The organism is Streptomyces hokutonensis, assembly GCF_042751305.1.
Classification (GTDB): domain Bacteria; phylum Actinomycetota; class Actinomycetes; order Streptomycetales; family Streptomycetaceae; genus Streptomyces; species Streptomyces hokutonensis_A.
In genome coordinates this window covers 40,110-66,493 of record NZ_JBHYWD010000009.1, presented here as the reverse complement: position 1 = coordinate 66,493, position 26,384 = coordinate 40,110, and the positions used below count along the sequence as shown (strand labels likewise).

Annotated in this window: 23 protein-coding genes; 8 read left to right on the top strand and 15 right to left on the bottom strand. The window is 71.5% G+C overall.

From position 1 onward, the window contains the following. Positions 1 to 2: 2 nt before the first annotated feature. The 8 genes from ACFXC1_RS23980 to ACFXC1_RS23945 form a co-directional block, all read right to left on the bottom strand. Positions 3 to 1,307, bottom strand: a complete 1,305-nt coding sequence (locus tag ACFXC1_RS23980; RefSeq protein WP_381245643.1) for an NtaA/DmoA family FMN-dependent monooxygenase — start codon at positions 1,305 to 1,307, stop codon at positions 3 to 5. Continuing rightward, positions 1,304 to 2,383: an LLM class flavin-dependent oxidoreductase gene (locus ACFXC1_RS23975; RefSeq protein WP_381245641.1), complete on the bottom strand. Its 1,080-nt coding sequence runs from the start codon at positions 2,381 to 2,383 to the stop codon at positions 1,304 to 1,306. Before ACFXC1_RS23975 ends, ACFXC1_RS23980 begins: the two co-directional genes overlap by 4 nt. Positions 2,384 to 2,466: 83 nt before the next feature. Further along, positions 2,467 to 4,275 (bottom strand): FAD/NAD(P)-binding protein, encoded by a 1,809-nt coding sequence (locus ACFXC1_RS23970; RefSeq protein ID WP_381245639.1) that lies wholly within the window; start codon positions 4,273 to 4,275, stop codon positions 2,467 to 2,469. Positions 4,276 to 4,678: 403 nt separating this feature from the next. Beyond that, a complete protein-coding gene (locus ACFXC1_RS23965) occupies positions 4,679 to 5,278 on the bottom strand; it encodes a GTP-binding protein (RefSeq protein ID WP_381245637.1) in 600 nt (199 codons plus the stop codon). Further along, the gene (locus tag ACFXC1_RS23960) at positions 5,262 to 5,618 is read right to left on the bottom strand and encodes a DUF742 domain-containing protein (protein ID WP_381245635.1); all 357 of its coding nucleotides are present in this window, start codon (positions 5,616 to 5,618) and stop codon (positions 5,262 to 5,264) included. Before ACFXC1_RS23960 ends, ACFXC1_RS23965 begins: the two co-directional genes overlap by 17 nt. Further along, positions 5,615 to 6,043 carry a roadblock/LC7 domain-containing protein gene (locus tag ACFXC1_RS23955; RefSeq protein ID WP_381245633.1) on the bottom strand — a complete coding sequence of 143 codons (429 nt, stop codon included), beginning with the start codon at positions 6,041 to 6,043 and terminating at the stop codon, positions 5,615 to 5,617. Before ACFXC1_RS23955 ends, ACFXC1_RS23960 begins: the two co-directional genes overlap by 4 nt. Continuing rightward, positions 6,040 to 8,283 (bottom strand): sensor histidine kinase, encoded by a 2,244-nt coding sequence (locus ACFXC1_RS23950; protein ID WP_381245631.1) that lies wholly within the window; start codon positions 8,281 to 8,283, stop codon positions 6,040 to 6,042. Before ACFXC1_RS23950 ends, ACFXC1_RS23955 begins: the two co-directional genes overlap by 4 nt. 205 nt (positions 8,284 to 8,488) lie before the next feature. Further along, positions 8,489 to 9,682, bottom strand: coding sequence for a DUF5685 family protein (locus tag ACFXC1_RS23945; protein ID WP_381245629.1), 1,194 nt, complete (start codon positions 9,680 to 9,682; stop codon positions 8,489 to 8,491). 333 nt (positions 9,683 to 10,015) lie between these two features. On the opposite strand from ACFXC1_RS23945, the gene ACFXC1_RS23940 reads away from it, so the two are divergent. Then, complete coding sequence (locus ACFXC1_RS23940; RefSeq protein WP_043681262.1) at positions 10,016 to 10,456, top strand: cell division protein SepF; 441 nt, start codon at positions 10,016 to 10,018, stop codon at positions 10,454 to 10,456. Between the two features lie 54 nt (positions 10,457 to 10,510). Here the strand turns inward: ACFXC1_RS23940 and ACFXC1_RS23935 are convergent, their stop codons facing one another. Further along, positions 10,511 to 11,701, bottom strand: coding sequence for an acyl-CoA dehydrogenase family protein (locus ACFXC1_RS23935; RefSeq protein WP_381245627.1), 1,191 nt, complete (start codon positions 11,699 to 11,701; stop codon positions 10,511 to 10,513). A 172-nt stretch (positions 11,702 to 11,873) separates the two neighbouring features. Continuing rightward, positions 11,874 to 13,475 (bottom strand): MFS transporter, encoded by a 1,602-nt coding sequence (locus tag ACFXC1_RS23930; RefSeq protein WP_381245625.1) that lies wholly within the window; start codon positions 13,473 to 13,475, stop codon positions 11,874 to 11,876. A 259-nt stretch (positions 13,476 to 13,734) separates the two neighbouring features. On the opposite strand from ACFXC1_RS23930, the gene ACFXC1_RS23925 reads away from it, so the two are divergent. Both ACFXC1_RS23925 and ACFXC1_RS23920 read left to right on the top strand, forming a co-directional pair. Next, positions 13,735 to 14,877, top strand: coding sequence for a mannosyltransferase family protein (locus ACFXC1_RS23925; RefSeq protein ID WP_381245623.1), 1,143 nt, complete (start codon positions 13,735 to 13,737; stop codon positions 14,875 to 14,877). Positions 14,878 to 15,114: 237 nt separating this feature from the next. Further along, the gene (locus ACFXC1_RS23920) at positions 15,115 to 16,152 is read left to right on the top strand and encodes a phosphatase PAP2 family protein (RefSeq protein ID WP_381245621.1); all 1,038 of its coding nucleotides are present in this window, start codon (positions 15,115 to 15,117) and stop codon (positions 16,150 to 16,152) included. Positions 16,153 to 16,247: 95 nt separating this feature from the next. Here the strand turns inward: ACFXC1_RS23920 and ACFXC1_RS23915 are convergent, their stop codons facing one another. From ACFXC1_RS23915 to ACFXC1_RS23900, 4 genes are all read right to left on the bottom strand, one after another. Further along, entirely contained in the window at positions 16,248 to 16,463 is a 216-nt protein-coding gene (locus ACFXC1_RS23915) for an I78 family peptidase inhibitor (RefSeq protein WP_381245619.1), read from the bottom strand. A 262-nt stretch (positions 16,464 to 16,725) separates the two neighbouring features. Beyond that, positions 16,726 to 17,727, bottom strand: a complete 1,002-nt coding sequence (locus ACFXC1_RS23910) for a helix-turn-helix transcriptional regulator (RefSeq protein ID WP_381245617.1) — start codon at positions 17,725 to 17,727, stop codon at positions 16,726 to 16,728. 14 nt (positions 17,728 to 17,741) lie between these two features. After that, positions 17,742 to 19,037 carry an ABC transporter substrate-binding protein gene (locus tag ACFXC1_RS23905; RefSeq protein WP_381245615.1) on the bottom strand — a complete coding sequence of 432 codons (1,296 nt, stop codon included), beginning with the start codon at positions 19,035 to 19,037 and terminating at the stop codon, positions 17,742 to 17,744. After that, positions 19,006 to 19,563 carry a hypothetical protein gene (locus ACFXC1_RS23900; protein ID WP_381245613.1) on the bottom strand — a complete coding sequence of 186 codons (558 nt, stop codon included), beginning with the start codon at positions 19,561 to 19,563 and terminating at the stop codon, positions 19,006 to 19,008. The genes ACFXC1_RS23905 and ACFXC1_RS23900 overlap by 32 nt, the downstream gene beginning before the upstream one ends. Before the next feature lie 122 nt (positions 19,564 to 19,685). On the opposite strand from ACFXC1_RS23900, the gene ACFXC1_RS23895 reads away from it, so the two are divergent. The 3 genes from ACFXC1_RS23895 to ACFXC1_RS23885 are packed head-to-tail and all read left to right on the top strand — an operon-like array spanning position 19,686 to position 23,748. Beyond that, positions 19,686 to 20,162: a hypothetical protein gene (locus ACFXC1_RS23895; protein WP_381245611.1), complete on the top strand. Its 477-nt coding sequence runs from the start codon at positions 19,686 to 19,688 to the stop codon at positions 20,160 to 20,162. Continuing rightward, complete coding sequence (locus ACFXC1_RS23890; protein ID WP_381245609.1) at positions 20,162 to 23,116, top strand: ABC transporter permease subunit; 2,955 nt, start codon at positions 20,162 to 20,164, stop codon at positions 23,114 to 23,116. The genes ACFXC1_RS23895 and ACFXC1_RS23890 overlap by 1 nt, the downstream gene beginning before the upstream one ends. Beyond that, positions 23,113 to 23,748, top strand: coding sequence for an ATP-binding cassette domain-containing protein (locus ACFXC1_RS23885; protein WP_381245607.1), 636 nt, complete (start codon positions 23,113 to 23,115; stop codon positions 23,746 to 23,748). Before ACFXC1_RS23890 ends, ACFXC1_RS23885 begins: the two co-directional genes overlap by 4 nt. A gap of 76 nt (positions 23,749 to 23,824) precedes the next feature. Here the strand turns inward: ACFXC1_RS23885 and ACFXC1_RS23880 are convergent, their stop codons facing one another. Further along, a complete protein-coding gene (locus ACFXC1_RS23880) occupies positions 23,825 to 24,547 on the bottom strand; it encodes a transglycosylase family protein (protein WP_381245605.1) in 723 nt (240 codons plus the stop codon). Positions 24,548 to 25,051: 504 nt separating this feature from the next. Here ACFXC1_RS23880 and ACFXC1_RS23875 point away from each other — a divergent pair. Both ACFXC1_RS23875 and ACFXC1_RS23870 read left to right on the top strand, forming a co-directional pair. Then, positions 25,052 to 25,840: a hypothetical protein gene (locus tag ACFXC1_RS23875; RefSeq protein WP_019074910.1), complete on the top strand. Its 789-nt coding sequence runs from the start codon at positions 25,052 to 25,054 to the stop codon at positions 25,838 to 25,840. A gap of 37 nt (positions 25,841 to 25,877) precedes the next feature. Continuing rightward, complete coding sequence (locus tag ACFXC1_RS23870; protein ID WP_381245603.1) at positions 25,878 to 26,273, top strand: hypothetical protein; 396 nt, start codon at positions 25,878 to 25,880, stop codon at positions 26,271 to 26,273. Positions 26,274 to 26,384: the final 111 nt, after the last annotated feature.

Here is a 26,384-nt window from a genome sequence, read left to right as displayed (position 1 = left end):
GATCAACCCTTCCCTCCCGGCTCGGCGAGCCCGAGGTGTGAGCGCAGGGTGGCGCCCCGGTATTCCGTGCGGAACGCACCGCGTTCCTGGAGCAGCGGTACCACCCGGTCCACGAACTCGTCGAGCCCGCCCGGCGTGAGATGCGGTACCAGGATGAAGCCGTCGGCGGCGTCCTGCCGTACGAATGTCTCCAGTTCGGCGGCGACCGCCTCCGGGGTGCCGATGAAGGACTGCCGGCCGCTCGTCTCGATCACGGTCTGCCGGATGGACAGGCCCTTCTGCCGGGACAGCGCCCGCCACTTCTCGGCCGTCGCGACGCTGTCGCCCCGCCGGGTCCGCCCCTGGGTGAGCGATGGGTCCGGCACCGGGTCGAAGTCGGGGAACGGGCCGTCGGGGTCGTAGGAGGAGAGGTCCGTGCCCCAGATCTGTTCCACGGCGAGGATCGCGTTCTGCGGGGAGACCTGCTGCCGCCGGATCTCGGCGGCCCGCTCCTGCGCCTCGGCCGCCGTGTCGCCGAGGACGACGGTGACCCCGGGCATGATCTTGAGATCGTCCGCGCTACGGCCGTACTTGGCGAGGCGCGCCTTCACGTCGGCGTAGAAGGCGCGGCCGTCCTCCAGCGTGCCGTGCCTGGTGAAGATCACGTCGGCCGATCGGGCCGCGAACTCCCGTCCCTCCCCCGAGTCCCCGGCCTGGATGACGACCGGGTGCCCCTGCGGTGAGCGCGGCACGGTGAACTCGCCCGCGATGTCGAAGTGTTGACCTTTGTGGGCGAAGAGGTGGGACAGTCCGTCCCCGGTCCAGGAGTCCCACAACTCCCTTGCCACGTCCACGAATTCGGCCGCACGTGTGTACCGGTCCGCGCGGTCCAGATATCCCCCGCGCCGGAAGTTCTCGCCGGTGAAGGCATCCGAGGAGGTCACCACGTTCCAGGCCGCCCGGCCGCCGCTGAGATGGTCCAACGTGGCGAGTCTGCGGGCGAGTTCGTACGGTTCGTTGAAGGTCGCGTTGACCGTGGCGGCAAGACCGATCCGCTCGGTGACGGCGGCCAGCGCGTTCAGGACGGTGAGGGACTCCGGCCGTCCCACCACGTCCAAGTCGTGGATACGGCCCTTGTGTTCGCGCAGCCGCAGCCCCTCGGCGAGGAAGAAGAAGTCGAAGAGTCCACGCTCGGCGGTGCGCGCGAGATGCTCGAAGGAAGAGAAGGCGATCTGCGACTTCGACCGCGGATCGGCCCACACCGTGGTGCTGTTGACGCCGGGGAAGTGCGCCGCCAGATGGATCTGTTTACGGGGCTGTACGGTCATGACGCCGCTCCCCCGGTCACGGCGTACCGGTTGGCGGGCCGGGCCAGGCCCAGGTGCTCGCGGAGTGTGCTGCCCGGGTAGAACGTGCGGAACAGGCCCCGGTGTTGGAGCAGCGCGACCGTGCCGTTGACCAGCCGTTCCAGGTCGCGGCGGGGTTCGACGGGCGTGAGGTGGAAGCCGTCGACGGTACGGTCGCCGTGCCAGGCCGCGATCAGTTCGGCGAGGTCGACCGGGCCGCCCCGGTACAGCGGGCCGTGCGCGGTCTGCCGGGGGCCGCCCCCGCCGTGTCCCGGTTCGGCCGCGTGCTCGCCGTCGCCGAGGTCGACGACCAGGCTCACCAGCACCCGCAGGGTGTCGGGATCACGCCCGAACTTCTCGGCGGACGCGCGCAGTTCGGCCCGTACGGCGCCGGCCTGCGCGGAACTCGCCGCGCGGACGAGGGCCACGTCGGCGTACCGGGCGGCCGTCCGGCGGGCCTGGCCCTCGGTGGCGTCGACCACGCGGACGGGGTGGCCCTGCGGGGGTCTGGGCACGATCGAGGGGCCCTTGACGGAGAACTCCGAGCCCTGGAAGTCGACGTAGTGCAGCTTGTCGCGGTCGACGAAGCGGCCGGTCGCGGTGTCCCGGATCTCGGCGTCGTCCTCCCAGCTGTCCCACAACTCGGCGGCCACCTCGGCGACTTCGCCCGCCTCCTGCCACAGCGCGTCGGCGGGCGCGGCATGGCGGCGGCCGAAGAGCCGGGCCTCGCCCTCGGTGGTCGACACGTCGATCCGCCAGCCGGCCCGGCCCCGGCTGACCCAGTCGAGGGTCGCGACCGCCGCCTGGACGTGGAAGGGCTCGGTGTGGGTGACCGTCACGGTGGGCACCAGGCCGATCCGGCCGGTCGCCGGGGCGACCCGGGACAGCACGGCGAGGGCGTCGGGGCCGGGGCGCGCGAAGGTGTCGTCGAGCGTCACGAAGTCGAGTCCGCCGCTCTCGGCGAGCCGCGCCAACTCGACGTAGGAGCCGGCGTCATAAGCCGACCGCTGGTCGACGGCGGCGGCCAGATGCAGGCCCCGGCCGTGCGAGGAGGTCATGGGAGGGAAGCCTTCCTGTCGTTCGGGAGCACCTCGGAGAGGGCCAAGTCCTCGATGAAGCCCGGGACTTCACCGATCGGCTGTCACGCCGCGGCCCGACACGCGAGGTCCCGAAGAAATGCCAGTACGGCCCGGGCGGTGGCGTCGTTCTGCCGGAAGGCGGGGCCGCCGGTGCGCGGGCGGGTGAAGGCGCCGGGGGTCCGTACGTCGGTGTAGGGGCCGAGCGCGAAGCGCCGGGGGTGCGGGCGGCCGGCCGCGTCGAGGATCCGGCCGTCGGTGCGGTCCACCCGCAGCAGCCCCTCCGGGGTCTCCACGGCTCCGTCGGCGTGCAGTTCGCGCAGCAGCGGGTCGAGGGCGCGTCCGACCGTGGGCTCGGGCAGCCGGGCCTCGACGAGCGCCCGTGCCTCGACGGTGGCGCCCGGCACGGTCGGGCTGGACGCCCGGAACACCCCGTCCTCGGCGGTCACGGCCATGTCCGCGCCGACGAACCGGACGATGCCGGCCCGGGACAGCGCGAGCAGCTGGCGCAGCCGGGGTCCGGGCGGCCCGGAGGCGAGGTAGCTGAAGAAGCCGTGCCACCAGGGCCCTATGTCACCGAGCCGGATCAACTGCCCGTAGACGGAGAGCAGTCCGAGGAAGACCGCCAAGTCGGGGCTGTGGGAGGGATCGTGACGGCGGCTCAGATCGGCCTCGACATAGGCCCGCAGGCCCTCCTGGAACGCCTCCGGCGACGGATACCGCGCCCCGTCCAGTGGACGGTCCAGCGCCGCGAGGTCGAGCCGGTCGGCGGGGTCGGGCACGGCGGACGCCACGAGGGCCTCGCGCTCCGCCGCCTCACCGGCCGCGTACTTCTCCTCGAAGTCGGTCCAGGCGATCGCTGTCCGCTCCGGGTGCACACCGAACAGCCGGTGGTAGTGCGCGAACCCCAACTCCTTCTCGACCAGCGGCCATACGTCCCGTCGGAAGTCGAAGCCGTCCGGCCGGGCGAGCAGCGCGTCGACCTCGGCGGGCCCGAAGAACCGTGGCAGCGGCGGCCGTTCACCGCTCCACTCGTAACCGATCTTCGAGTGGTACGGCACCCCGCGCCGCGAGCCGACGTACAGCACCGGCTCCTGCCCCGAAGGTATGTAGGTGTTGTCGCCGTCGTAGCGTCCGCCCCGGCCCTCGGTGAGCAGCACCATCAGGTCGACGAAGGCGAGCCCGAAGCCGCGGACGATGACGCTCTCACCGGGCGCGAGGGAGGTCAGATCGCTGTCGGCGGTGAAGTCGGGCGGCAGGTGGACCAGGTCGTGGGCGCGGGCGTAGGCCGCCAACTCGCGCTGCTCGTCGTCGAGTTCGGCGTCGAGGTGGCCGATCGCGAGGACGACGAGGTCGGCGAGGAGCGGGCGCGGGCGGCCCTCCAGCCACACTTGCTGGCGGCCCTCGCGCGAGCCGCTCACCCTGAGGGCGCGCCGCGGGTGGTGGTGGACGGTGACGCCCGGCGGCAGCGCGGCCACGGCCTCCTCGTGCACCCAGCGCAGATAGGCGCCCTGGAGCTGTCGGTCGGCGAAGGTGGAGCCCTCGATGTCCGCCCATTCGTGCAGCGTGGGGCCGGGGCGTACCGGGCCGTCCATGACCACCGTCTCGTCGGTGAACATGGTGACGTCCTCGGCGTGCGAGTTCATCCACAGCAGCGGCGACTGGGCCGCGCGCCAGATCCGTCCGGCGCCCGGCGGATGCGGGTCGACGAGGTGGATGTCGAGACCCGCGATGCCCGAACCGGCGTACAGCTCCGGCGCGTTGGCGGCGATGCGCTCGATGAGACCGGTCCCCCGCGGCCCGGCCCCGACGATCACGAGGGAGGACCTTGTGCCCGGGGCGGCGGATACGGGGGTGGGAGTGTCGGAAGACATGCGAAGACTCCGTGACGTGAGCAACACGGGCGAATGCCTTCACACAGGGCGCCGAGCGGCACCGTACGGCCGAGCCCCTCAGCAGGGCCGTCCACCGACTGTACGGCGCCGTTTCCCCTCACTGTCAAGGACGTCCACACTGTGAGCAGTACGTCTCATCTCGGTTGACGCCCCACCGGATGCCTGTTCCACTTAGTCCATGAATCGGCAGCAGTGGCTGGTCAAGCGCTCCCACATCGACCTCGGTCGAGTGTGGTCCTCTTCCTGTTGAGCTGACCCACTGCGCGTCCCGGTCGCCGGAATCTCCCTCTGACCGTGCGCTTCAGGCGTTCTCCCGCTCCACCCGTTCCGCCTTCACACGCACCCCTCCCCTCGGGTTTCGTCCACACTTCCTCCGCCACACCTAGCGCGACAGCGCGGCCGTACGCCGTCGTGGCGTCGCCCGGACCCCGATCACCCGGTCCATCAGCGCGCCGAGCACATCGCGTACGGAGTCCCGGTTCCGCGCGTCGCACTCCAGCACGGGTACGTCCGCGCTCAGCCCGAGCGCCTCCCGGACCTCCTCCACGTCGAAGCGGTCGGCGCCGTCGAAGCGGTTCACGGCGAGGACGAAGGGCGCGCCCTGCGACTCGAAGTAGTCGACCGCAGGGAAGCAGTCCTCGATCCGCCGGGTGTCCACGAGGACCACCGTGCCGAGCGCGCCCTCCACCAGGTCGTCCCAGAGGAACGAGAAGCGGTCCTGTCCGGGGGTCCCGAACAGATACAGCGTCATCGTCGGATCGAGCGTGATCCGCCCGAAGTCGAGGGCGACGGTCGTGGTGGTCTTCGCCTCGACCCCCACCAACGAGTCGACGCCTACGGAGACTTGGGTGATCGCGGCCTCGGTGTCGAGGGGTTCGATCTCCGAAATGGCCCCGATGAACGTGGTCTTGCCGACCCCGAGGCCGCCGCTGACCACGATCTTCACGGCCAGCGGCACGATCTTGTCAGAGCGCCCGGACATGGTCCCTGATCCTTTCGAGCATCTGGAGCGGCAGCTCCGCGGGTTGTCGGCAGGCGAGTTGCCCGGCGACGACGAGGTCGGAGATCAGCACCTTCGCCACTCCGAGCGGCACCCCGACCCGGTGCGCCACCTCGGCGACGGTCGTCGGCCGCTCGCACACCGCGACGATGTGGCGCCGCTCGAAAGCGAGCGACGGATCCGGCACGCCGACGGCGACGACCAGCGTCTCCAGCCGCAGATCGGCCTGGAGGGGCTCGGACCGGCCGCCGGTGATGATGAACGGCCGGACGAACGTCGCGTCCTCTTCAGGTTCTACGTCCCTGGACTGTTCACCGTTCACCGTGGCAACGCCTGCCGCAGATCGGCGATGAGGGTCGGGGTGAGCAGATCACCCGCCCGCTCCGCGAGCACCGCCATCTCGTAGCCGACGAGGCCCAGTTCACCGCTGCTGTCGGCGAGGACACCGAGACAGCTGCCGTCCCGGATCGCCGAGACGAGCAGGAAACCCCGGCCCATCTCGATCATGATCAGCTTGACCCCGTCGAAGCTGTAACGCTTGGACGCGCTGCGGGCCAGACTGCTCAGCCCCGAGACGATCGCGGCGAGATGGTCGGCCTCGGTCCGCCCGAGCCCGTCCGACACGGCGATCAGCAGCCCGTCGGAGGAGACGGCGACCGCGTCCCGCACGCCGTCGGTGCTCTTGACGAAGTTGGCGAGCATCCAGTTGAAGGTCCCCGAGTCGTGCTGGGTGTCGACGGCGGTCACTTGGCGGCACCCTCGTTCGTCTCGGCGTTCTGCTGCTTCTCCTTCTCGACGCTGATCCCGCCCCGCATATGGGCGCTGCGCAGCGTGGAGAGCATCCCGGAGACCTGTTCGGGGGTCCGTTCCGGGTTGGGCGGTGCGGTGGGGGTGGTCCGGTCGGTGCGGTCGGTCTCGCTCACCGCCGCCGCGATACCGCTCCGCTGCGGGCGCTTGACCAGGCCGTTGCGCGTGCGCGCGGCGGACGAACCGCCCTTGGCGGCCACCGGGGCCGCCACCTGGGCCGCCGCCGGTTCGGTCTTCGGTTCCATGTCCGTCTCCGCCTTCCTCGGTGCCGGGACCGAGGGCTTCGCCTCGACCGCCTTCTCCGTCAGCAGCGCCGCCGGGATCAGCACCCGCGCGACCACACCGGCCGCCGGCGCCTCGCCGAGCCGTACCTCGATACCGCACTTGCGGGCCAGCGCGCCGACCACGAAGTGGCCCAGGAACCGGGTGGGTTCGGCCATGAAGCTGGCGGTTCCCGAGAGCCGTACGTTGGCCTCGGCGAGGGCCTGGTTGTCCATGCCGAGCCCGTGGTCGACGATCGCGATCAGATAGCCGGCACTGGTGCGCCGTCCCTCGATCTCCACGTCGGAGTCCGGCGGCGAGAAGCTCAGCGCGTTCTCCACCAACTCGGCCAGCAGATGGGCGATTTCGACGACGACGGAGCCGGTGACGAACGCGGGCTCGATCCGGCGCAGGGTGACCCGGCGGTACTCCTCGACCTCCGAAAGCGCCGCGCGCAGCACGTCGTTGACGGCCAGCGGGGTCGACCAGGGGCGGGGGCTGGACTCTCCAGCGAGCACGAGGAGGCTTTCCGCGTTGCGGCGCATACGGGTGGCCAGGTGGTCGAGTTCGAAGAGGTTGGCGAGGGTCGCCGGGTCGGCGTCCTCGTGCTCCAGCTTGTTGATGAAGCTGATCTGACGGCGTACCAGGTTCTGGTTGCGACGGCCCAGGCTCACCAGCGAGTCGGTGGCGTTGCGCCGCAACACGGCCTGCTCGGTGGCGAGATCGAAGGCGGACCGCTGCACCCGGTCGAACGCCTCGGCCACCTCCCGGACTTCGGCCCCGGCCCGGTCGGCGACGACCAGCCGGGCGGGCGGCTGCGGCGCCGCCCCGGACGACCCGTCCTGTACGGCGGCCACGGCCTGCGGCAGCCGGCTCCCGGCCACCTCCCGTGCCTGCTGGGCGAGTTCGACCAGCGGCGAGGAGACGGACCGGACACAGTCGAGGGCCAGCGCACCGAGCGCGGCGACCGTGCCGAGCGCGAGCAGCAGGAACAGCAGCAGGTCGCGCTGGGCCGAACTCTCCAGCTGCGCGGCCCGGTTCTCGACATCGGCGCCGAGGCCGATCTGTACGCCGCGCATCCCGTTGATGGTGGAGGTCATCGAGTCCCACCAGGCCATGGGCGGAATGACGCTCGACTTCAGCTTCCCGGTGCCGTGCACCGCCTTGCTCTCGTACGACAGCGCGCGCTCGGCGTCGGGCGTGGTCAGGGCGGTGTCCAGCCGCCGTTCCTGCACGGCGGTGGCCGACCGGGGGAAGGCGTCGAGGGCGGCGAGACGCCCGGCGCGGATCTCCATGAACCGGCCGTAGTCGTCACCGCGGAACTTCCCGGCGCGTACCGAGCCGAGCACGATGGCCCGCTCCTCGCCGGTGAACTCCTTGGCGTTGCCGAGGACTTGGAGCGCCTGGTAGGCGTCGCGCAGGGTGGCGTCGTGGACGTCTTCGAGGCCCAGGTCGAGCCGGTCGAGGAAGGTGATGGTGGTGGTGAAGTAGTCGAAGGTGTCCTTCACCACGCCGGTGCCGTCGTCGGCGTCCTTGCGGATCCCGGCCAGGCCGTCGAGCCGCCCGAGGGACTCGCGCACGGAACCGGCGGCCGCGTCCTCGCGCCCCTTCAGGGCCACGTCCAGCTGCCGGCGCGCGGCGTCGGTCGCCTTGCGCTGCGCGGGCAGCTTGGCGCTGAACTGCCGGACGCCGCCGACGTATCCGGTGGTGAGCCCGCGCTCCTTCTGCAGTTCGTGCACGAGTCCCTGGAGGGTGATCTCCAGGCGGGCGTTGTCGGCGGTCGCGGAGGCGTTGCGGTAGGCGGAGATCTGCTCGGTGGCCGCGATGCCGAGCAGGGCGAGCAGGACCGCGAGGGCGAGGACCAGAATCCTCAGCAGCCTGGCGCGGATGCTGGTGGTCGCTTTTGTTGTGACGTCCACTGAAGTGCCTTAAGTGGGTGGCGAGTTGATCAAGAGTCGAACCTGAGGCAGAAATGGTTCTGCTCCCGCCCAACGACCCTCACGGCACACCGGTCACCGGATCATGTTTTTGTTTTACCGTGCCGAAACGCGGGCCGCCCGGCCTCGCAGGTCGGCAATGGCCCGCGAGGCGGTCGTATACAACGCTGGTGACTGCCTGTCACGGTCAGCAGTCGCAGCACGAAAGGCATTCACAGCACTCGCAGCATTCGCAGGCGTCGCAGCAGTCGCAGTCGCAGCTGGAGCAGCATCCCTCTCGCCGCTGCCGCGACCACGGCCCCTCGAACTCGTCGGCACAGCACACCTTGCAGGTGCAGCACAGCCCGAGCGCGGCGGCGCACCCGGCCCAGAAACCGCGCTTGTCGGGCCGCGGCGGCTCACCGCCGAAGGGATTCCCGCCGAAGGGATTGCCGCCGTAGGGATTGCCGTCGTGGCGTGGATCGCCCGGCAGGTAGGGCGTCTGCGGCGGCCCGAAGGCGGCCTCGGGTCCGTGCCCGCACGACTGTGTCCCGAAGGCCCGGTCCACCGAGCGCCCGAGTTCGTGCGCGAGCAGCAGATGCGCCAACTTGCCGTCGGTGAAGGACGTCTCCCGCAGTGCGAGCCGTATCCCGTGCAGCGCGTCGTCGGCCAGCCGCCGGGCCTCGGTGAGCGGGGTGCCGGTCGCGGTGAGCGGGTTCCAGGCGCCCGACGCCGCGTCGGACTCCCGGTCCTCCACGGCGTCCAGGAGATGCGCGAGCCGGCCGAAGAGGCGCCCGGCCTCGGCCAGCGGTACGGCGTTGCCGGGACGTCCGGCCAGGAGCGCGGTGTGCGCGAAGGCGGCCGCGGTAGCGGTCTCGGTCGGTTCGGTGACGGTCAGGATCGGCGTGCCCGGCCCGGCGAGCGCCTCGATGCCGAACTGCCGCTCCACGGCCTCGACGAGGACACCGGCGTCGAACCCGACGCCCGCGCCGGTCCGCGCCCCGGCCCGCCCCCAGCTCCCGGCGACGCGCCGCGCGGCCAGCGCCACCGGCCTGCGGGCCAGCAGCCCGTCCCCGTCGGCGACATGGTCACGCACCTTGGCGGAGGCCAGCACCAGCGAGACGGCCGCCGCGAGGCGCGCCCCCTCCCCCTGTGCGACGGACGCGGTCCGCATCCCGCGCAATGGGCAGGGCCCGGCCGTACGCCGCCATCCACCGCCCTCCCGCTCGACCTGAGCCTCCGTCAGGACCGAGAGCAGCAAACCGTCGTAATTGGTGACAATCCGCGCGAACTGCCCATGGTCCCCGCGCAGCGCGAGGCACAGCCCGCACAAATGCGCCAGCCACTGGTTCTTGAGGTTCTCGCCGAGCCGATGACTGCAAGGCCGGACCATTCCGAACACGACAACCCCCCGCGGCGTGAACGACATCTGACAGGGCATCCGGAGTTCGACATGGCATCTGACCGGGCGTTGAGCAGCCGCATCGCATCGACCACTCCGTTCACCCGTACGCACCAGCCGTCACCCGGACGCCGGGAAGAATCATATTTCACTCTCAGTCAGCAGCCGTATGCGGCAACACCCTTGATACACGGGGGCCCTCGACGTATTGGCTGTGCACCAGTAGCGTCACAAACCCCCCGCGCGGCGTCTATCCACTTGGCGCGCGATCCGCATCATGGATGACCATAGGGATGCGGATAGCAATAAAGACCGCTGTGAGAGGAGGCGTCCATGGGATCGGTACGCAAGGCGAGTGCCTGGCTTGGGCTCGTTGACGACAACGATGACGAGCGCTACTACGACGACGACTACTCCGAAGGGACCGAGCAGCCCGGGGATGCCTGGGTGACGGACCCGCGAGTGAAGGTGGCCGAGGACGTCGCCGAGGTGAAGGGCCGGCGCATCGGCACGGTCACCCCGGACAGCTTCCGGGACGCCCGCGCCATCGGTGAGCTGTTCCGGGAAGGTGTCCCGGTGATCGTGAACCTCACGGCGATGGAGGCGACCGACGCCAAGCGCGTGGTCGACTTCGCGGCCGGCCTGACCTTCGGCCTGCGCGGCACGATCGAGCGGGTCGCCAACCGTGTCTTCCTGCTGACCCCCGCCAACACCGAGATCGTCAGCGGCGACCCGGTCGCGCGCCGCGAGGACGGTTTCTTCAACCAGAGCTGAGGCAGGGCCGCTTACCGGCCCTGCCTCCCGCAGGGTTGTTCCCGAGCCGCCGGTCTACCGGAAGGCGTCGAGTCCGGTGAGCGCCTTGCCCAGCACGAGCTGGTGCATCTCGACGGTGCCCTCGTACGTGAGCACCGACTCCAGGTTCGTCGCGTGCCGCATCACCGGGTACTCCAGCGAGATCCCGTTGGCACCGAGGATCGTCCGTGCCGTACGGCAGATCTCGATGGCCTCCCGTACGTTGTTGAGCTTGCCGAAGCTGACCTGCTCGGGACGCAGGCGCCCGGCGTCCATGCGCCGCCCCAGGTGATGGGCGAGCAGAATCCCCTTGTGCAGTTCGACCGCCATGTCGGCGAGCTTGGCCTGGGTGAGCTGGAAGCCGCCGATCGGCCGCCCGAACTGCTCCCGCGTCTTCGCGTATTCGACGGCGGACTCGAAGGAAGCGCGCGCCGCGCCCATCGCACCCCACACGATTCCGTAACGAGCGTGCGACAGGCAGCTGAGCGGCCCCTTCAGCCCGACGACCTCCGGCAGCACGGCATCGGCCGGCAACCGCACGTCGTCGAGGACGAGTTCACTGGTGACGGACGCACGCAGTGACCACTTGTGCTTGATCTCGGGCGCGGAGAATCCGGCGCTGTCGGTGGGCACGACGAACCCCCGGATCCCGTCGTCGGTCTGCGCCCACACGACGGCGACCCCGGCCACCGATCCGTTGGTGATCCACATCTTTCGCCCGTTGAGCACCCAGTCGCCGCCGTCGCGCTTGGCGTACGTCCGCATCGCACCCGGGTCGGAGCCGTGGTCGGGCTCGGTCAGCCCGAAGCAGCCGATGACCTCGCCGGAGGCCATGCGCGGCAGCCAGGCCTGCTTCTGCTCCTCGCTGCCGAAGCGGTGGACGGCGTACATCGCGAGGGATCCCTGCACGGACACGAGCGACCGGATCCCCGAGTCGGCGGCCTCCAACTCCAGGCAGGCGAGCCCGTATTGGACGGCGGAGGCACCGGCGCACCCGTACCCGTCGAGCGACATCCCGAGCGCCCCGATCCCGCCCAACTCCCGCGCGAGCTCCCGGATCCCGGGCAACTCGCCCTTCTCGTACCACTCGGCGACGTACGGCAGCACCTTGTCGGCGGCCCACGCGCGCACGGTGTCCCGGATCGCCAGGTCCTCGGGGTCGAGCAGGTCGTCGATGCCGAGGGGGTCGGCGGGGTCGAAGGGGGGCAACTTCGAGGACGATGACATGGCTCAGCCTCCGGCACCTAAAAACTATCACCGCTAGTTACGACAACGGGGTCGACGTTACGACGACGAGTCAGGCACGTCCAGCACCCCCCAAACCTTCTCCCACCCGCCCGCCCGTCCACGGGCGTCCGAAGGGTGCGTCACGGGCGGTGCGTGGGTGGGAGAGGGTTGTTCAGGCGGAGACGCGGGGCTGTGCGACCTCGCGAGGGGCAGGGACCTTTGCCAGAGGTGCCTCGCATTGCATGACTCGCGGCAGGCGCAACGCCATCACCGCGCCCAGCAGCAGCAGGCCCGCGCTGACGAGGAGCGTGACATGCAGCCCGTGCACGAAGGCGTGCCGCGCCGCGTCGCGCAGGGCGGCACCACGCACTCCACCGAGACGCGACGCGACGTCGTACGCCTCGCCCAGTGAATGGCCCGCCGAGGCCGACGCGGAGGTCGGTACCCCGGGTACGGACCGCAGTCCGGGCGCGTACGCCGCGTTCATGACGCTGCCGAGGAGCGCGATGCCGATGCCGGCGCCGAGTTGGTAGGAGGTCTCGCCGATCGCCGCCGCGCCGCCCGCCTGGGCCGGCGGTGCCTCGCTGAGCATCGACTCGTACGCCCCGAAGAGCGTCATCTCCAGGCCGAACCCGAGCAGCAGGAACCCGAAGAGCAGCAGCCCGGTGTTGTCCCGGCCGCCCATCATGGTGAGCGTCAGCACCGAGAACGCGGTCAGGCAGAAGCCGAAGCACACCATCCGGCGCGGGCCGAAACGCCGGAGCATGCGCGCCCCGAACAGCCCCGCCGCCATCGCCGCGAAGGTCAGCGGCAGCAGTCGTAGACCCGTCTGGAGGGGCGACAGGCCCAGGACCAGTTGCAGGTACTGGGCCGCGATCAGCTCCAGGCCCACCAGGGCCAGCATCGCCAGCACGATGCAGCCGACGGAGGTGCTGAACGCCGGCCTGCGGAACATGCTCAGGTCCACCAGCGGATGCGTACGGCGCCGTTGCCGTCGTACGAAGAGAACCATCAGCACCGCGCCCACGAGCAGCGGGGCCACGGTCCAGGCGCTCTCCACGGGCTCTCCGCCGCCGAGCCGCTTGACGCCCAGGACGACCCCGAAGAGGCCGCCCGCGGCCATCAGGGCGCCGACGACGTCCCACGGGCCGTTGCGGTCGCCGCGGGACTCGGGGAGCAGGAGGCGGCCGATCGGCAGGCTGATCAGCATCAGGGGGATGTTGACCAGGAAGACCGAGCCCCACCAGAAGTGTTCGAGGAGGAAGCCGCCGAGCAGCGGGCCCACCGCCGCGCCGACCGCCGCCACCGCGCTCCACACGCCGATCGCCACCGCGCGCTCGCGCCGGTCGGGGAAGACCTGGCGGAGGATCGACAGCGTGGCCGGCATGATCATGGCGCCGCCGACGCCGAGCAGCGCCCGCGCGAGGATCAGGACCTGGGCGTCGTGGGCGCAGGCGGCCAGGCCGGAGGCGATGCCGAAGAGGCCGTAGCCGAGGAGAAGGATGCGTCTGCGGCCCACCCGGTCGCCGAGCGTGCCGAAGAGGATGAGGAGCGAGGCGCAGACCAGCGGATAGACGTCGACGATCCAGAGCAGCTCTATCGCGCCGGGTTTGAGGTCCTCGGTGACGGCGGGCACCGCGACATGGAGCACGGTGGCGTCGAGCGCGACGAGGAGCAGGCTCACGCAGAGGACGACGAGGACGACCCAGCGGTTGGCACCGGCCCCGGCCGCCCGACGGCGCAGCGCTGCGGCGGCCGTGGTCGTCCCGGACATGTACTACCTCCCAGATGTTCCCTCGCGTTCGGCGGGCTCACGGGGTGGGGACTCCCCGTGCCTCGGGCCGGAGAGGAGCGGTGTCTCCGACCCGCGCAACGAAGGCGAGTGAGCCGTCAGAGTACGCGAGTTCACGCCAATGCCACGTGGCGGACCTCTCACACTCCCCGGACAACACGTGTGGCGTACACCACTTCCCCTCTTGTGGACCACGCCCCGCCGGGCCTGCCGGTTCCGCACCCCCTCGATAATCGAGCCCGTGACCGATCTTGAAGCACCCCTGCGCCGGGCGGCCCCGGCCCTCCTCGGGTACGCCGCCGTCCGCGCCCTGAGCCTGGTGGTGCTCACGGTGTGGAGCGCGGCGCGCGGCAAGAGCGCCCACACCTTGCTGACGGCCCGCTGGGACTCCCTCTGGTACACCCGGGTCGCCGACCTCGGTTACGGCTACGAGGTGCGGCTCCCGAACGGCGACGTCCACTCGAACCTCGCCTTCTTCCCGCTGCTGCCCTGGCTGGAACGGCTGATGCACGCGGTCTTCCCGCTGTCGTACGCCGACGGCGGCCTCGTGGTGAGCCTGCTCGCGTCGCTCGCGGCGGCCTGGGGGATCTTCGCGGTCGCCGAGCATGTATACGGCCGTCACGTGGGCGTGTACGCCGTGCTGCTGTGGGCCGTGCTCCCGGTCGGGATCGTGCAGTCGATGGCGTACAGCGAGTCGCTGTTCACGGCGCTCGCCGCCTGGTCGCTGTACGCCGCGTTGACCGGCCGGCGGCTGACGGCGGGCACCCTGGCGCTGCTGGCCGGGCTGACCCGGCCCGTGGGGCTCGCGGTGGTGGCCGCGGTGTGGGTCGCCGGCGTCACCTCTTTCGTGCGGGACCGCAGCACGGCGCCCGCGCCCGGCGCACGGAACTGGCGGTGCGCCCTCGGTCTGGCGCTCGCGCCCCTGGGCGCCGCCGGGTACGTCCTGTGGGTCGGCCACCACACCGGCAAGGGTCCGCTGGGCTATCTCGACGTGCAGGCGGGCTGGCGGAACGGTTTCGACGGGGGCGCCGCCTTCGCCCGGTTCGTCGGCGAGAAGTTCACCTCGTTCCCGTCGGCCCTGGCCGGGGTCGGGCTGATCGTCGGGGTCGGGCTGGTCCTCTGGCTGTACGTCGTGGGCGTCCGGCAGGGCCAGCCGCTGCCGCTCCTGGTGTTCACCGGGGTCGTCACCGCGCTCGCGCTGTGCGCGTCGAGCTACTTCGGCTCGAAACCGCGCCTGCTGATGCCCGCGTTCCCCCTGTTGTTCCCCCTCGCGCTCGCCCTGGCGCGGCTGCGTATCTCCAGGTCAGCGTGGGTGGTGGGCGGTGTCGCGGTGGCTTCGGCCGTGTACGGGGCGTTCTGGCTGAACGGCACCGGTCCGCCATGATCCACTCCGGCGGCCGGTGAGCGTCCGGCTAATTTCACCCCAGCATTTGGTGAACTAATTCATAAGTGCCATAAAACTGAGGCCCGGCATGATCAAAGGAATTGAAGGGCGGAGCCATCGGGGATTGCGGAATCCTCGGAAATAAACCTGTCCCTGAGAGCTTTCCCACATCACATCGTCATCACAAAGCCGCTGATTCGACGGGCATCCACACTCACTCGCTGTAACGTCGATTGGGTGCGTACCGAACGAAACCTCACCCGTCTGGACCGGGTGTTCGCGCGGCTGGACCGGGAACCGGAACGGCCGGCCAACATCGATGTGCCGAAGATGAGCCGGCACAGGGTCGTGCTGTTCGCGGCGACCCTGGCCTTCTATCTGGCGATCGTGTGGCTTGTCGTGACCACTTCCTGGCTGGTCCGGTTCGACTGGCAGGTCATGTTCTTCCGGCCGTACCAGCAATGGGCCGGCATCCACTGGTTCGTCGACTACTACGTGGTGCTGGGCCAGCGCGGCCCCACCGCGGTGATGGTCGCGGCCTGGCTGGGCTGGCGCTCGTGGCGGCAGCACACCCTGCGCCCGCTGCTGACCCTGGGCACCCTGCTGCTCCTGCTGAACATCACGGTCGGCGCCGCCAAGCTCGGCATGGGCCGCCTCGGCCCGCACTACGCCACCGTCATCGGTTCGAACGAAATGGGCCTCGGCGGCGATATATTCCCCAGCGGCCACACCGCCAACGCGGTCGTGACCTGGGGAATTCTGGCGTATCTGGCCTCCACGCCGAGAGCCCGCCGCTGGTTGTCCGCCGCGTCCGCCGTCACCTCGCTCGGCGTCGGCCTCGCCACGGTCTACCTCGGTACGCACTGGCTGAGCGACGTACTGCTCGGCTGGGCCGCCGGTCTGCTGGTCCTGCTCGCCCTCCCGTGGTGCGAGCCGCTGATCGCGCTGGCCGAGACCCGCATCTTCGACTACCGCGACCGCTGGCGCGCCCGCCGCGGCGGTACGGCGCCCGCCCCCGTACCCGCGCCGCCGGTCACCGCGCCCGTACTGCTCAAGCCACGCGCCTCCGCCTCGGGCGACGAGGTCCCGGCGGCCCGCGAGACGGTCACCGCGAGCCGTGCGGCACGGCCTGCCGTCCATCTCGCGCCGAGCCCGCACACGACCCGCTCGGAGCGCACCCCGGTCACCCCGATCGGCAGCCGCCGCCCGCCGCATCCGGACCGGGTGGCACGTGGCACCACCTCCACGACGGCCCGTCCGGCGGCGGGCGGCTGACCCACCCAGCGGCGGGGCCGGTACGCACAACCCATCCCCGCATGACGAAGGCCCCGGTTCCTCCTGCGGAACCGGGGCCTTCGTGATGTGCGCGTTCAGCCCTTCCAGGCGCGCGCCACCGTGCCGTCCTCGACCTCGAAGTTGAGCCGGCCCTCGCGGTACTCCATGGTGATGATCGCCCCCGGCGGCAGCGACCGCACGGTCGACCACCCCCGTTCCCGCGCGAGCCGCTCGGCCTCGGGCGCGTCGAGGCCGACGTAGGTGTTCGGGCTGTCCTGGGGCGCTGCCGGTGGAGTCGGAATGGGTGCCATGCCCGCCACGCTAGCCCTTCTCCGGCTCTCCATGACCCTCTCCGGTCACACTTCTGTCACAGGATCAGGACGTGTGTTTTGTTCTGCCCACCTCACACGTATGAGCGGTTCCGTACGCCTTACGCGGGCATTCGAACGTAATTCCCGCCTGTCGGTCCGGCCCGTCGAATAGCCCGGCGGAAAGTTCCGCGAGAACCGGCCGGGCACCCCATTCCATTCCGATTCCGTGCCGTACGGCGGGAGCTGACACGGCATAAGAGTTTCACCGTTCCGGCACAGAATCGCCGTGCGGCCCCCGGCTGTCCCGGTCCAGCGCCCGGGACAGCCGGTCCCGGGCCCTCCTGATCGCCCCGGTCAGCTCCGGAGGTTCCAGGACCTCGAACTCGAAGCCCATCATCACCACATGGATCACCATCACATCGAGGTTCGGCGCCCCGGTCCGCAGCAGACAGGTGTCCGGCCCGTCCGCCTCCAGCGTCCCGGCGGACGGTGAGATCCGCTCGGCGGCCCGCTCCAGGGGCACCAGCAGCCGGACGACGGCCTGCGAGGCGTACGCGCGCGTGGAGACCCCTTTCGAGACGTACGCGGCGAGATCCTCGGCCGGTGGCTCGCGCGGGGTGAAGCGCGGCCCGTGCGGCGGCCTGGGCGTGACGCGGTCGACGCGGAAGGTGCGCCAGTCCTCGCGGTCCAGGTCCCAGGCGACCAGGTACCAGCGGCGCTCGGTGCACACCAGGCGGTGCGGTTCGACGGTACGGCGGGTCGGGGCGCCGTCGTGGCTCTCGTACTCGAAGCGCAGCCGCTCGGCGTCCCGGCACAGGGCGGCCAGCTCGGTCAGCACTGCGGGGTCCACGGCGGACGGCAGGGTGTTGTGCAGCATCGGCACGGTGAAGGCGTTGAGGGCGCCCACCCGGCGGCGCAGCCGGTTCGGGAGGACCTGTTCCAGCTTGGTGAGGGCGCGTACGGAGGTCTCGCCGATGCCCTCGATGCCCTGTCCGGCGGCGGTGCGCAGGCCGACCGCCACGGCGACCGCCTCGTCGTCGTCCAGGAGCAGCGGCGGCAGCTCGGCACCCGCGCCCAGCTGGTACCCGCCGCCCGTGCCGGGGCTGGCGTTGACGGGGTAGCCCAGCTCGCGCAGCCGGTCGACGTCCCGGCGCACGGTGCGCGGGGTGACCCCGAGCCGGTCGGCCAGGTCGGCGCCGGACCACTCGCGGTGGGCCTGGAGCAGCGAGAGCAGACGCAGGAGTCGTGCCGAGGTCTCCAACATGGTCGAAGTCTGTATCAAGGGCTGTAGGGGAGTTGGGGCACCTCGAAGCAGGTGCTGTTCATGTCTCCTTGCGGAACCCACCCCCTCCCGTCCTGCCACCGCGCGACCGACAGACAGGTCCTGCGCGTCTTCGGCGGTTCCGCCAGCCGTTCGAAGGAGACGGGAACCAGCAGGCCGTCGGCGGTGTAGTGCTCGCTCCGGTTCATGAATCCGTCGACGCACGCGCGCGTGACGCCCGTTTTCGCGCATGCCTTCGCCGCGTCCGTGAACCACATCGCCGCCGCCCAGCCCTCCAACTGCCACTGGGAATGCGCCTTCAGCCCCTTGGTCGCCTCCCGGAACTCCTTCACGGCCGGCTGCGACACGTCGTCGAAATCCCGGCTGGACCCGGTCGCCCACAGGGCGTTGCGGCAGCGCGGGGCGTTTTTGTAGTCCTCCGGGACGGTGGATGTCCAATTCTGTACGTTCGTCACCTTGGCGACGACTTGCGCGCCGACCTGGTCCATCGCCGCGCACAACCGGGCGTTCCCGTGCGTGTCCAGGGCGTCGAAGACGAGGTCGGCGCCCTGCTGCTTCAGGTCGGCCGCCGCCGCGCGGAAGTTGGGCAGCGCGAAGTCGACCTGCTCGGGGACGACCTTGTAGCCCTCGGCCTTCAGCCCCTGCTCGACAAGCCGGGCGTAGGCGGCGGACGCGGCCTGGTTGTACGAGACGACGGCGGCGGTACGGGCCCCCTGCTCGCGCTTGAAGTAGCGGTAGACCTCCGTGCCGCCGTACAGCTTGCCGCCCCAGCCCGGGGTGCCCGCGCGGGGCGCGAGGCTGCCGTAGATGCCGTAGAGGTGCGGCCAGGTGTCGTAGGCGGCGCCGATGGGCTGGCCGCCGATGTCGGGCACGCGCGCGTGGGAGACGCGGTTGGCGCCCGCGTAGTCGAGGGCGGTGGTGGCGACCAGGGCGACGACCTTGTCCTCGTCGATCAGCCGGTGCACGCACTCGTTGTCGCCGACCCCGCTGCCGCCGTCGTCGCACAACCGCACCTCGACCCGGCGCCCGCCGATGCCCCCGCGCGCGTTGACGCGGTCGAAGTACGCCTGGGCACCGTCGCGGGGGCCGGTGAAGGTGTCGCCGCCGACCGGGCTGGTCGCGCTGGTGATGATGCCGACCCGGATCGGCGCGCCGGTGCTCGGCACGGGCGTACGGGTGCCGCCATGGTCGAAGTCGCTCTCCGGGAGACGGCTGCCGCAGGCCGTGCCCACCAGGAGCAGCAGCACCGCGGCAGCGGTCTCAGCAGCCCGACCCGGGCGACGACGAGGCATCGCCGCTCAACGCCACCAGCGCGCACAGGGTGTTGACGGACACCTTCCAGGTGCCGCCCTGCTCGACGGAGGTCCCGGAGGCGTCCGGGAGGGCGGTGGCGCCGTTGAGGGTCAGGGTGTAGGTCACGGTCGCCTGGTCCGCCTTGGTGAACTCGACCTTGGTGACCTCCGCCTGTACCTGCCCGCCGCGTTTGTCGCCGTTGAAAGCCTTCAGGACCGCGCCCATCTTGTCGCCGTTCTCCAGGACGGCCTGTTTGTCCTTGGTGGAGGAGGCAGGGTCGAAGAACTTCTTCCAGTTGGCCTTGATCTGGGTGGTGGCGGCAGCCGGGTCGGCGGGCGCGGTCGCCGGTGCGCTCGTCGTCCGCTCGACGGACGGGGTGGGCGGTGGTGCGCCGCTGCCGCCCCCGCTGTCGTCGCTGCAGGCCGCCAGGGCGGGGCCGAGCGCGAGCATGAGGGCGGCGGCCGTAACTGCCGTGCCCCGTCCGCGCCTTGTGTTCCTTCGCCTGAGGTCGCTCCCGAGAACCATCTGGCTCACCGCCGGGTGTCGGTCCGGGCCGTGCGCGCCCGGTGTTTTCAGGTCGGGTGTCAGAAGGCATAGTGCAAGCCATTGGCCGGCATGGACAGACACATGACATGTGGGAGCCGTAAATGCGGACAGCCCGACTGCGGACCGTGCGTCCCGTCCTGTGGGCCGGCTGGGCCGCGCTCGCCGCGGGTGCGGTGCTGTGCGTGCTCGGCTGGTACGGCGTCTCCGGCGAGCGCTACGCCGAACGGCAACTCCCCTACCTGGCCTCCTGCACGATCCCCGGCGCCGCGCTGATCGTCGCCGGCGCGATCCTGCTCACCCACGGCCGCGGCGTCCTCGCCACCGCGCGCGTGGAGGAGCTGTACGCCCTTCTCGTGGCCTCCGAGCCCGACGACGCCGAGGAGTCGGCGGAGGCCGCCGCCGCGCCCGTGGCGGTCAGCGGGGACCTGTTGATGGTGCCGGGCGGCACGTTGTGGCACCGCGCGGACTGCCCGTTGGTCGCCGGGAAGGCGGAGGCGGTGCCGGTGGACTCGAAGCTCGTGGCCAACGGCGAGTTGGGCCCCTGCCCGATCTGCGAGCCCGCCGAAGCCGACGACTGATGTCCTCGCTGACCTACGACCTCACCCTCGCCGGCCTGTCCGTCGGCAGCGCCGCCGCGCTCACCGGGATCGGCCTGATCGTGACGTACCGGGCGACCGGCGTCCTCAACTTCGCGCACGGCGCGGTCGCGATGGTGTGCGCGTACGTGCTGCGGCAGTGCGTGGTGGGGTGGGGCTGGCCGCTGTGGCTGGGTGCGGTGGTGACGTTGCTGTTCCTCGCGCCGGGTATCGGGGTCGTTTTGGAACGGTTCGTCTTCCGGCCGTTGTCGGTCCTCGGCGGCGATCCGGCGCAGACCCTGGTGGCGTCCATCGGCGTGTTCGTGCTGCTGGTCGGCGGGGCCGCGCTGGTGTGGGGGCAGGGCGCCCGGGACGACGCGCCGGAGCTCGTGTCGGCCGATCCCTGGGGGCAGTTGGCGGTGGTGCTGGTGCTCGCGGCGGGCGTGGGGGCGGTGATCCGCTGGACGCGTTTCGGGCGGGAGCTGCGGGCCGTGGTGGACGACCGGCAGCTCGCGGTGCTGGCCGGTGTGGACGCGGACCGGGTCGCGGCGGCGGGCTGGGCGTTCGGGTCCTTCACGGCGGGGCTGACGGGCGTGCTCCTCGCCCCCTACGTGCGCCTGGACCCGTACGGCCTGCCCCTGCTCGTCATGGAGGTGGTGGCGGTCGCGGTGGCCGCGCGGATGCGGAGTCTGCCGGTCGCCGTGGTGGTGGCGCTGGGGATCGGGGTCGGGCAGAGCCAGTTGACGAGGGTTCATCTGTCCGGCTGGGGCGGGCAGTTGGTGCAGGCGGTGGGCGCGAACCTGTTCGTGGTGGCTCTGTTGGTCGCGGCGCTGGTGCTACCGGGTCTCGGTGCGAGGGACGCCCTCCCCCGTACGGCTTCCGCGCGCGTCGCGACGCCTGCCGGGGCCTGGATCGTGGCCGGGGTGCTGTTCCTGCTCCCCCTCGGCTTCGCGGGCTCGGACCTGCACACCTCGGTCCAAGTCCCGGCGCTGGGCGTGGTGTTGCTGTCCCTGGTGGTGGTCACCGGGCGCGGCGGCCAACTCTCACTGGGGCAAGCGGCGTACGCGGGCCTGGGCGCCCTGTTCACGGCGCTGCTGGCGGCGGGCCGCTTCCCGGGCCTGCCCCGCCTCCCGGAGCTGGCCGCGCTCGCGGTGGCGGTCCTCCTGGTGGCTCCCCTGGGCCTGCTCACCGGCTGGCCCGCGATCGGCCGCCACGGCCTGTCCCTCGCCCTCGCGACCTTCGCGGTCGGCGTCGGGGTCAGCCGCTTCGTCTTCGCCCAGCCGTACGCCACGTCGGGCCTGTCGCTGGGTCGCCCGGCCGGCTTCGACGGGGACCGTGCCTACTACGTCCTCGAACTCGTCCTCCTGGCAGGCGCGTTGCTGGCGACCCACGCCCTGCGCCGGAGCCGCACGGGCCGCGCCCTCGCCGCGATGCGCGACCACGAGGCAGGCGCGTCCGCCGCGGGCGTCCGCGTCCCCTCCCTGAAACTCCTGGCCTTCGTCGCGGGCGCCGCGCTTGCCGCCCTCGGCGGCGCCATGCTCGGCATGGGCCTGCGCGCCTTCGACCCCTCGGCCTACGACCCCGTCCGCGGCCTGCTCTGGTTCGCCGCGGTGGTCGTCCTGGGCGCCGACAGCACACTGGGCGCACTGACGGCCGCGGCCCTCCTGGTGGGCCTGGACGCGGGCGCGCGCGGCGGGGTTGCGGCCGCACTGATCGGGGTGCTGGCGGTGTGCGTGGGGCGGTTTCCCGGAGGGCCCTACGAGGCACTGCGAACGACGGTCGGGCACCTGCGGCCCCAACACCGGGCGCGGCTCACGCCGATGGGGTTGGGCGTGCGGCGGAGGTTGCGGCTGGTGGCTGTGCCGGGGCGGACGGGGTCAACGGCTCCTGCGCACGCGGGTGTTGTACACCGCGTGGAGCTCGGCGCCGGCCGGGTGTCCGAGGGCGCCCGGGCCCCACGCCCGCGCGCCGCCGGGCTCGGGCAGCCAGACGAGGCGGGCACGACGGCAGCAACCCGCGGGGGTGCTGCGCGCCCTGCACAAGCCGACTCCGAGCTGATGTCCGGGGCGCGGGACCCGCGAGGACGCACCTCCGGGCCCGGGCACCCGGACGAGCCGGACTCAACGGCAGCCACCCACAGGAGCAAGATCGACCCAACAGCAGCCACCCGCAAGGGCGTTGCCCGCCCAGCGGAGACCGCCCCCGGGCGACCCTCCAGGGCTCGGGACCCGCGGAGGCGCACCGCCCCGCCACGGACCCCGCCCGTTCTCACCGCCCATGCCCTCTACGCCCGTTACGGCGGCTTCATCGCCCTCGACGGTGTCGATCTCGTCGTGCGGGCGGGGCAGGTGACCGCTGTCGTCGGGCCCAACGGGGCTGGAAAAAGCACTCTGTTCCACTGTCTGGCCGGGACCGTGCGGCCCGTGCGCGGGCGGGTTCGGCTCGGTGGGCGGGACATCACCAGGCTTCCCGCGCATGCCCGGACGCGGCTCGGGGTCGCCCGGACCTTTCAACAGCTCGCCGTTTTCCCCTCGTTGACCGTCGCCGAGAACGTGCGGGTGGGGGCCGAGCAGGGGCGGGTCGCCGAACCGGCGGCCGTGGAGCGGGCGTTGCGGTTGTTCGGGCTCGACGGGGAGCTGCGGTCGCTGCCCGCCGCCGGGCTGCCCACCGGGACGCTGCGCCGGGTCGAACTGGCGCGGGCGTTCGCCGGCAGCCCGCGCGTGCTGCTGCTCGACGAGCCCGCCGCCGGGCTCGACACCGCCGAAGTGGCCGCGCTGGCCCTGGTGTTACGGGCGCTGGCCGCCGAGGGCACCGCGCTGCTCGTCGTGGAGCACGACCTCGATCTGGTCGCCGACCTCGCGGACGTGGTCCATGTGATGACGGCGGGGCGCATCGTCGCCTCCGGGCCTCCGGATCATGTCCTGGACGCACCCGGCAGCTGGGAGACCCCGGCATGACCATCTCCCTGCGCCACGCGCGCGTGCGCTACGGCCCCCTCGAAGCCCTGCACGGCGTCACCCTCGCCGCCCCCGCCCACGGGCTCACCGTCCTGCTCGGCCGCAACGGCTCGGGCCGTACGACCGCGCTGCGCGCCCTCGCCGGTACGGTCGCGCTGTCGGGCGGCGTGGTGGTGTGGGACGGCGCCGACGTGACCCGTATGCCGGCCTATGAGCGAGCCCGCCGGGGGCTGTGTCTGGTGCCGGAGCGGCGGGCCGTGTTCGGGTCCCTCACCGTCCGCGAGAACCTCGAACTCGCGGCGCGGGACCACTCCGTGGCTCTCGACGCGTATCCACAGCTGGGCCCGTTGCTCCCCCGCCGGGCCGGCACCCTCTCGGGGGGCGAGCAACGCATGCTGGCCCTCTCCCGTGCCCTGCTGGCACGCGCGCGCGTGGTGCTCGTCGACGAACCGGCGCAGGGCATGTCACCGGCGGTCGCGGACCGCACGTACGAACTGCTGGGCGGGCTGGACGCGTGCGTGGTCGTCGCCGAGCAGCGGCTGCCGCCCGTGCTGCGCGGCCGGGCCGCCCTCGTCTACGAACTGCGGCGCGGGGCGGTCGTGTTCGGCGGCGAGGCGGCCGAACTGGCGTAAAAGGGCGTGCCCCCGCCCGGTCGACGGACCTGGCGGGGGCGGCGCGGGAGCGGTTCGGCCCAGAGGCCGAGTCGGCTCAGAGGTCGAGCTGCTGGCCCGGCACGATCAGATCGGGGTCGCCGCCGATGACGGCCTTGTTGGCGGCGTAGATCTTCCGCCAGGTGGTCCCGTGCTCGGCGGCGATACCGCTGAGGGTGTCGCCCTTGCGGACGGTGTAGTCGCCGCGGGACGTGCCGCGCGAGGCGTTGTTCGTGCCGCGGTCCGGCGTCTTCGCCGCCGGCTTCGACGGAGCCGCCTTCTTGGCCGACTCGACCGTCGACCCGGTGGACGACTTCTTCGTCGTCTTCGGCGTCTTCGCCTTGGTCGACTGCTCGGTGACCTTGCCCGAGGAGGCCGCGGGTGCGCTGCCGTTCGCTCCGGCCTTGACCGAGCAGACCGGCCAGGCGCCCCAGCCCTGGGCGTGCTGGACCTTGGTGGCCACGGCGATCTGCGCGGACCGCGAGGCCTGGTCGGCGGTGGCCGCGTAGGCCGAGCCGCCGTAGGCGCGCCAGGTGCCGGCGGAGAACTGGAGTCCTCCGTAGTAGCCGTTGCCGGTGTTGATGTGCCAGTTGCCGCCGCTCTCGCACTGGGCGATGCGGTCCCACACTCCGCTGTCGGCCGCCGCGGCGTTGCCGGTGGCCGCCAGCACGCCCAGGGGGGCGAGCAGGGCCGCTCCGGCGAGGACCGCCGCGGTCCGCGCCTGACCCTTGCGGTGGGTCTCAGGCGTGTTGTCGCGAGTGGTATCGGCACATTCGGACATGTAGTTCCCTCTCCAACAACCCGGGGTCCCCCAAGGCGGTTCGCGGTTCCCACGCATCGACGTGGTGCTCGCGCTCCTCCCCGTCCGCCGGAAGTGGTGCTGCTTGCTGGCTTGTTCGGCCGGCGGACGTGTCCCGAGCGGTGCTCGTTGCACACGGCGGAGGAATGTACGGAGGTGGACGAGGCGATGTCGACCAACTGCCCGTCGCCGCAGGCCAGTTCACCGTTACCGTGGGTATCGGCATTTTTCGGCCACCCACTACATTCGCTGATTTCACGATTTTTCGACCAGTTGCCGACAAACGCTGTGACTCGGTTCACGCAACCAACTCCCTTGACCTTTCAAAGAGTTGACAGGGAGTGTCCGATTCCGTACCAGTCGTGACCGTCCGCGTCGGTCGGTTCGATTCGGTTCGCCCCGGAGCGTGACTCCCGCCACAGATCCTCCGTTGTCTTCTTCATGAGCCCGGGACCCACCGGGCACCGCATTCCGAGGGAGCCACCCGTGCCGCGCATGCTCGACGTCAGCGACGACGTACGCGCCGAGATCGGCGACGAAGAAGCCGACCGGCTGCTCGCCGGAGACAACGCCCCGGGCAGTTACGACTGCACGTCGTGCCGCACCCAGGGCGACTCCGATCAGGAGCGCACCAGCACCGTCCTGTTCATCGGCGACGAGACCGCCGTCCTCGCCTTCGCCCACGCCACCTGCCTGCCCTCCCAGATCGTCCAGGTCACCGAGGAGCAGCTGCAGGGCGCCGTCCGCTCCATCAGCGGCAACGCGCACGCCCCGGCCGGCGAACCGGAGAAGGCCGTACCCGAGCAGGCCGTGCTCGGGGTGACCAGCGGACTCGTCCTGATCTCAGGGGAGTTGCACCCCGCCCTGGTGGTGGAGCCGACCGCGGCCATCGTGCGGCCCGGCTCGACCGGCGCCGGCGACGACTTCCTGCCGCTGCTGATCGAGCAGGGCTTCATGCCGCTCAGCGAGATCACCACCGTGCCGCCGGTACTGCACGGCTGGTCGGTGCTGCTCGCCGCGGGCCAGCTGCACGCGGTGCTCCAGCCGAGTTCCAACGGCGGTTCCCCGGTGGCCTGGTGGCAGGCGCACCAGCCGCTCCAGGTCACCGACAGCTGGCGCGCCGCCGCCAACAAGCACCAGCAGGTGCTGATGTTCGCGGCACCGGTGGGCTCGATCGGCCGCCAGCCCCGCGAGGACCTGCTGCGCAGCGCGCTCGACAAGGCGGCGGCCAACGGCAAGCTGGTCGGCTCCGCGCTCCCGCTCGCGGGCACCTGAGCCGCATCCCTTCAGGTCACGCGTCGTTTGGACATACGTGCACGCATACGATGTTCCCCGCAGCCGGCCCTACCAGCCGATCCCGTCCTCGCGATCGGACCGGGACAGCCCCGGCGGCCCCTCGGCCACGCCGATCTACGACCGGCTCTACTCGGAGTGGGTCAAGACCTTCCGCTCGCTGCCGGGTGACCGAACCGGCGAGGAGGAGCTGGGCTTCACGGCCTTCGGGCACAGCCCGCACAGCACGGGCTCGTTCGGCGGCGGTTCGTTCGGCGGGAGCTCGTACAGCGCGTACAGCGCGGGGGCCTACAGCGCCCGGCAGCAGTCGCAGTGGCAGCGCGTGGGACAGCTCGGCCACATCGGCCAGCAGCACGGCCACACCGGGATGCACCACATCCCGGCCCTGCCGCCCGGCCCACGCCGGGGCATCTGACGCGGCACGCACACGAGGAGGGCGGGGCCCGGTGGGGGACCGGGGGCCCCCCACGAAGGCAGACACTGATAGACTATGTGTTGAGCCCGAGAAAGCCGACCCCCCCCACTG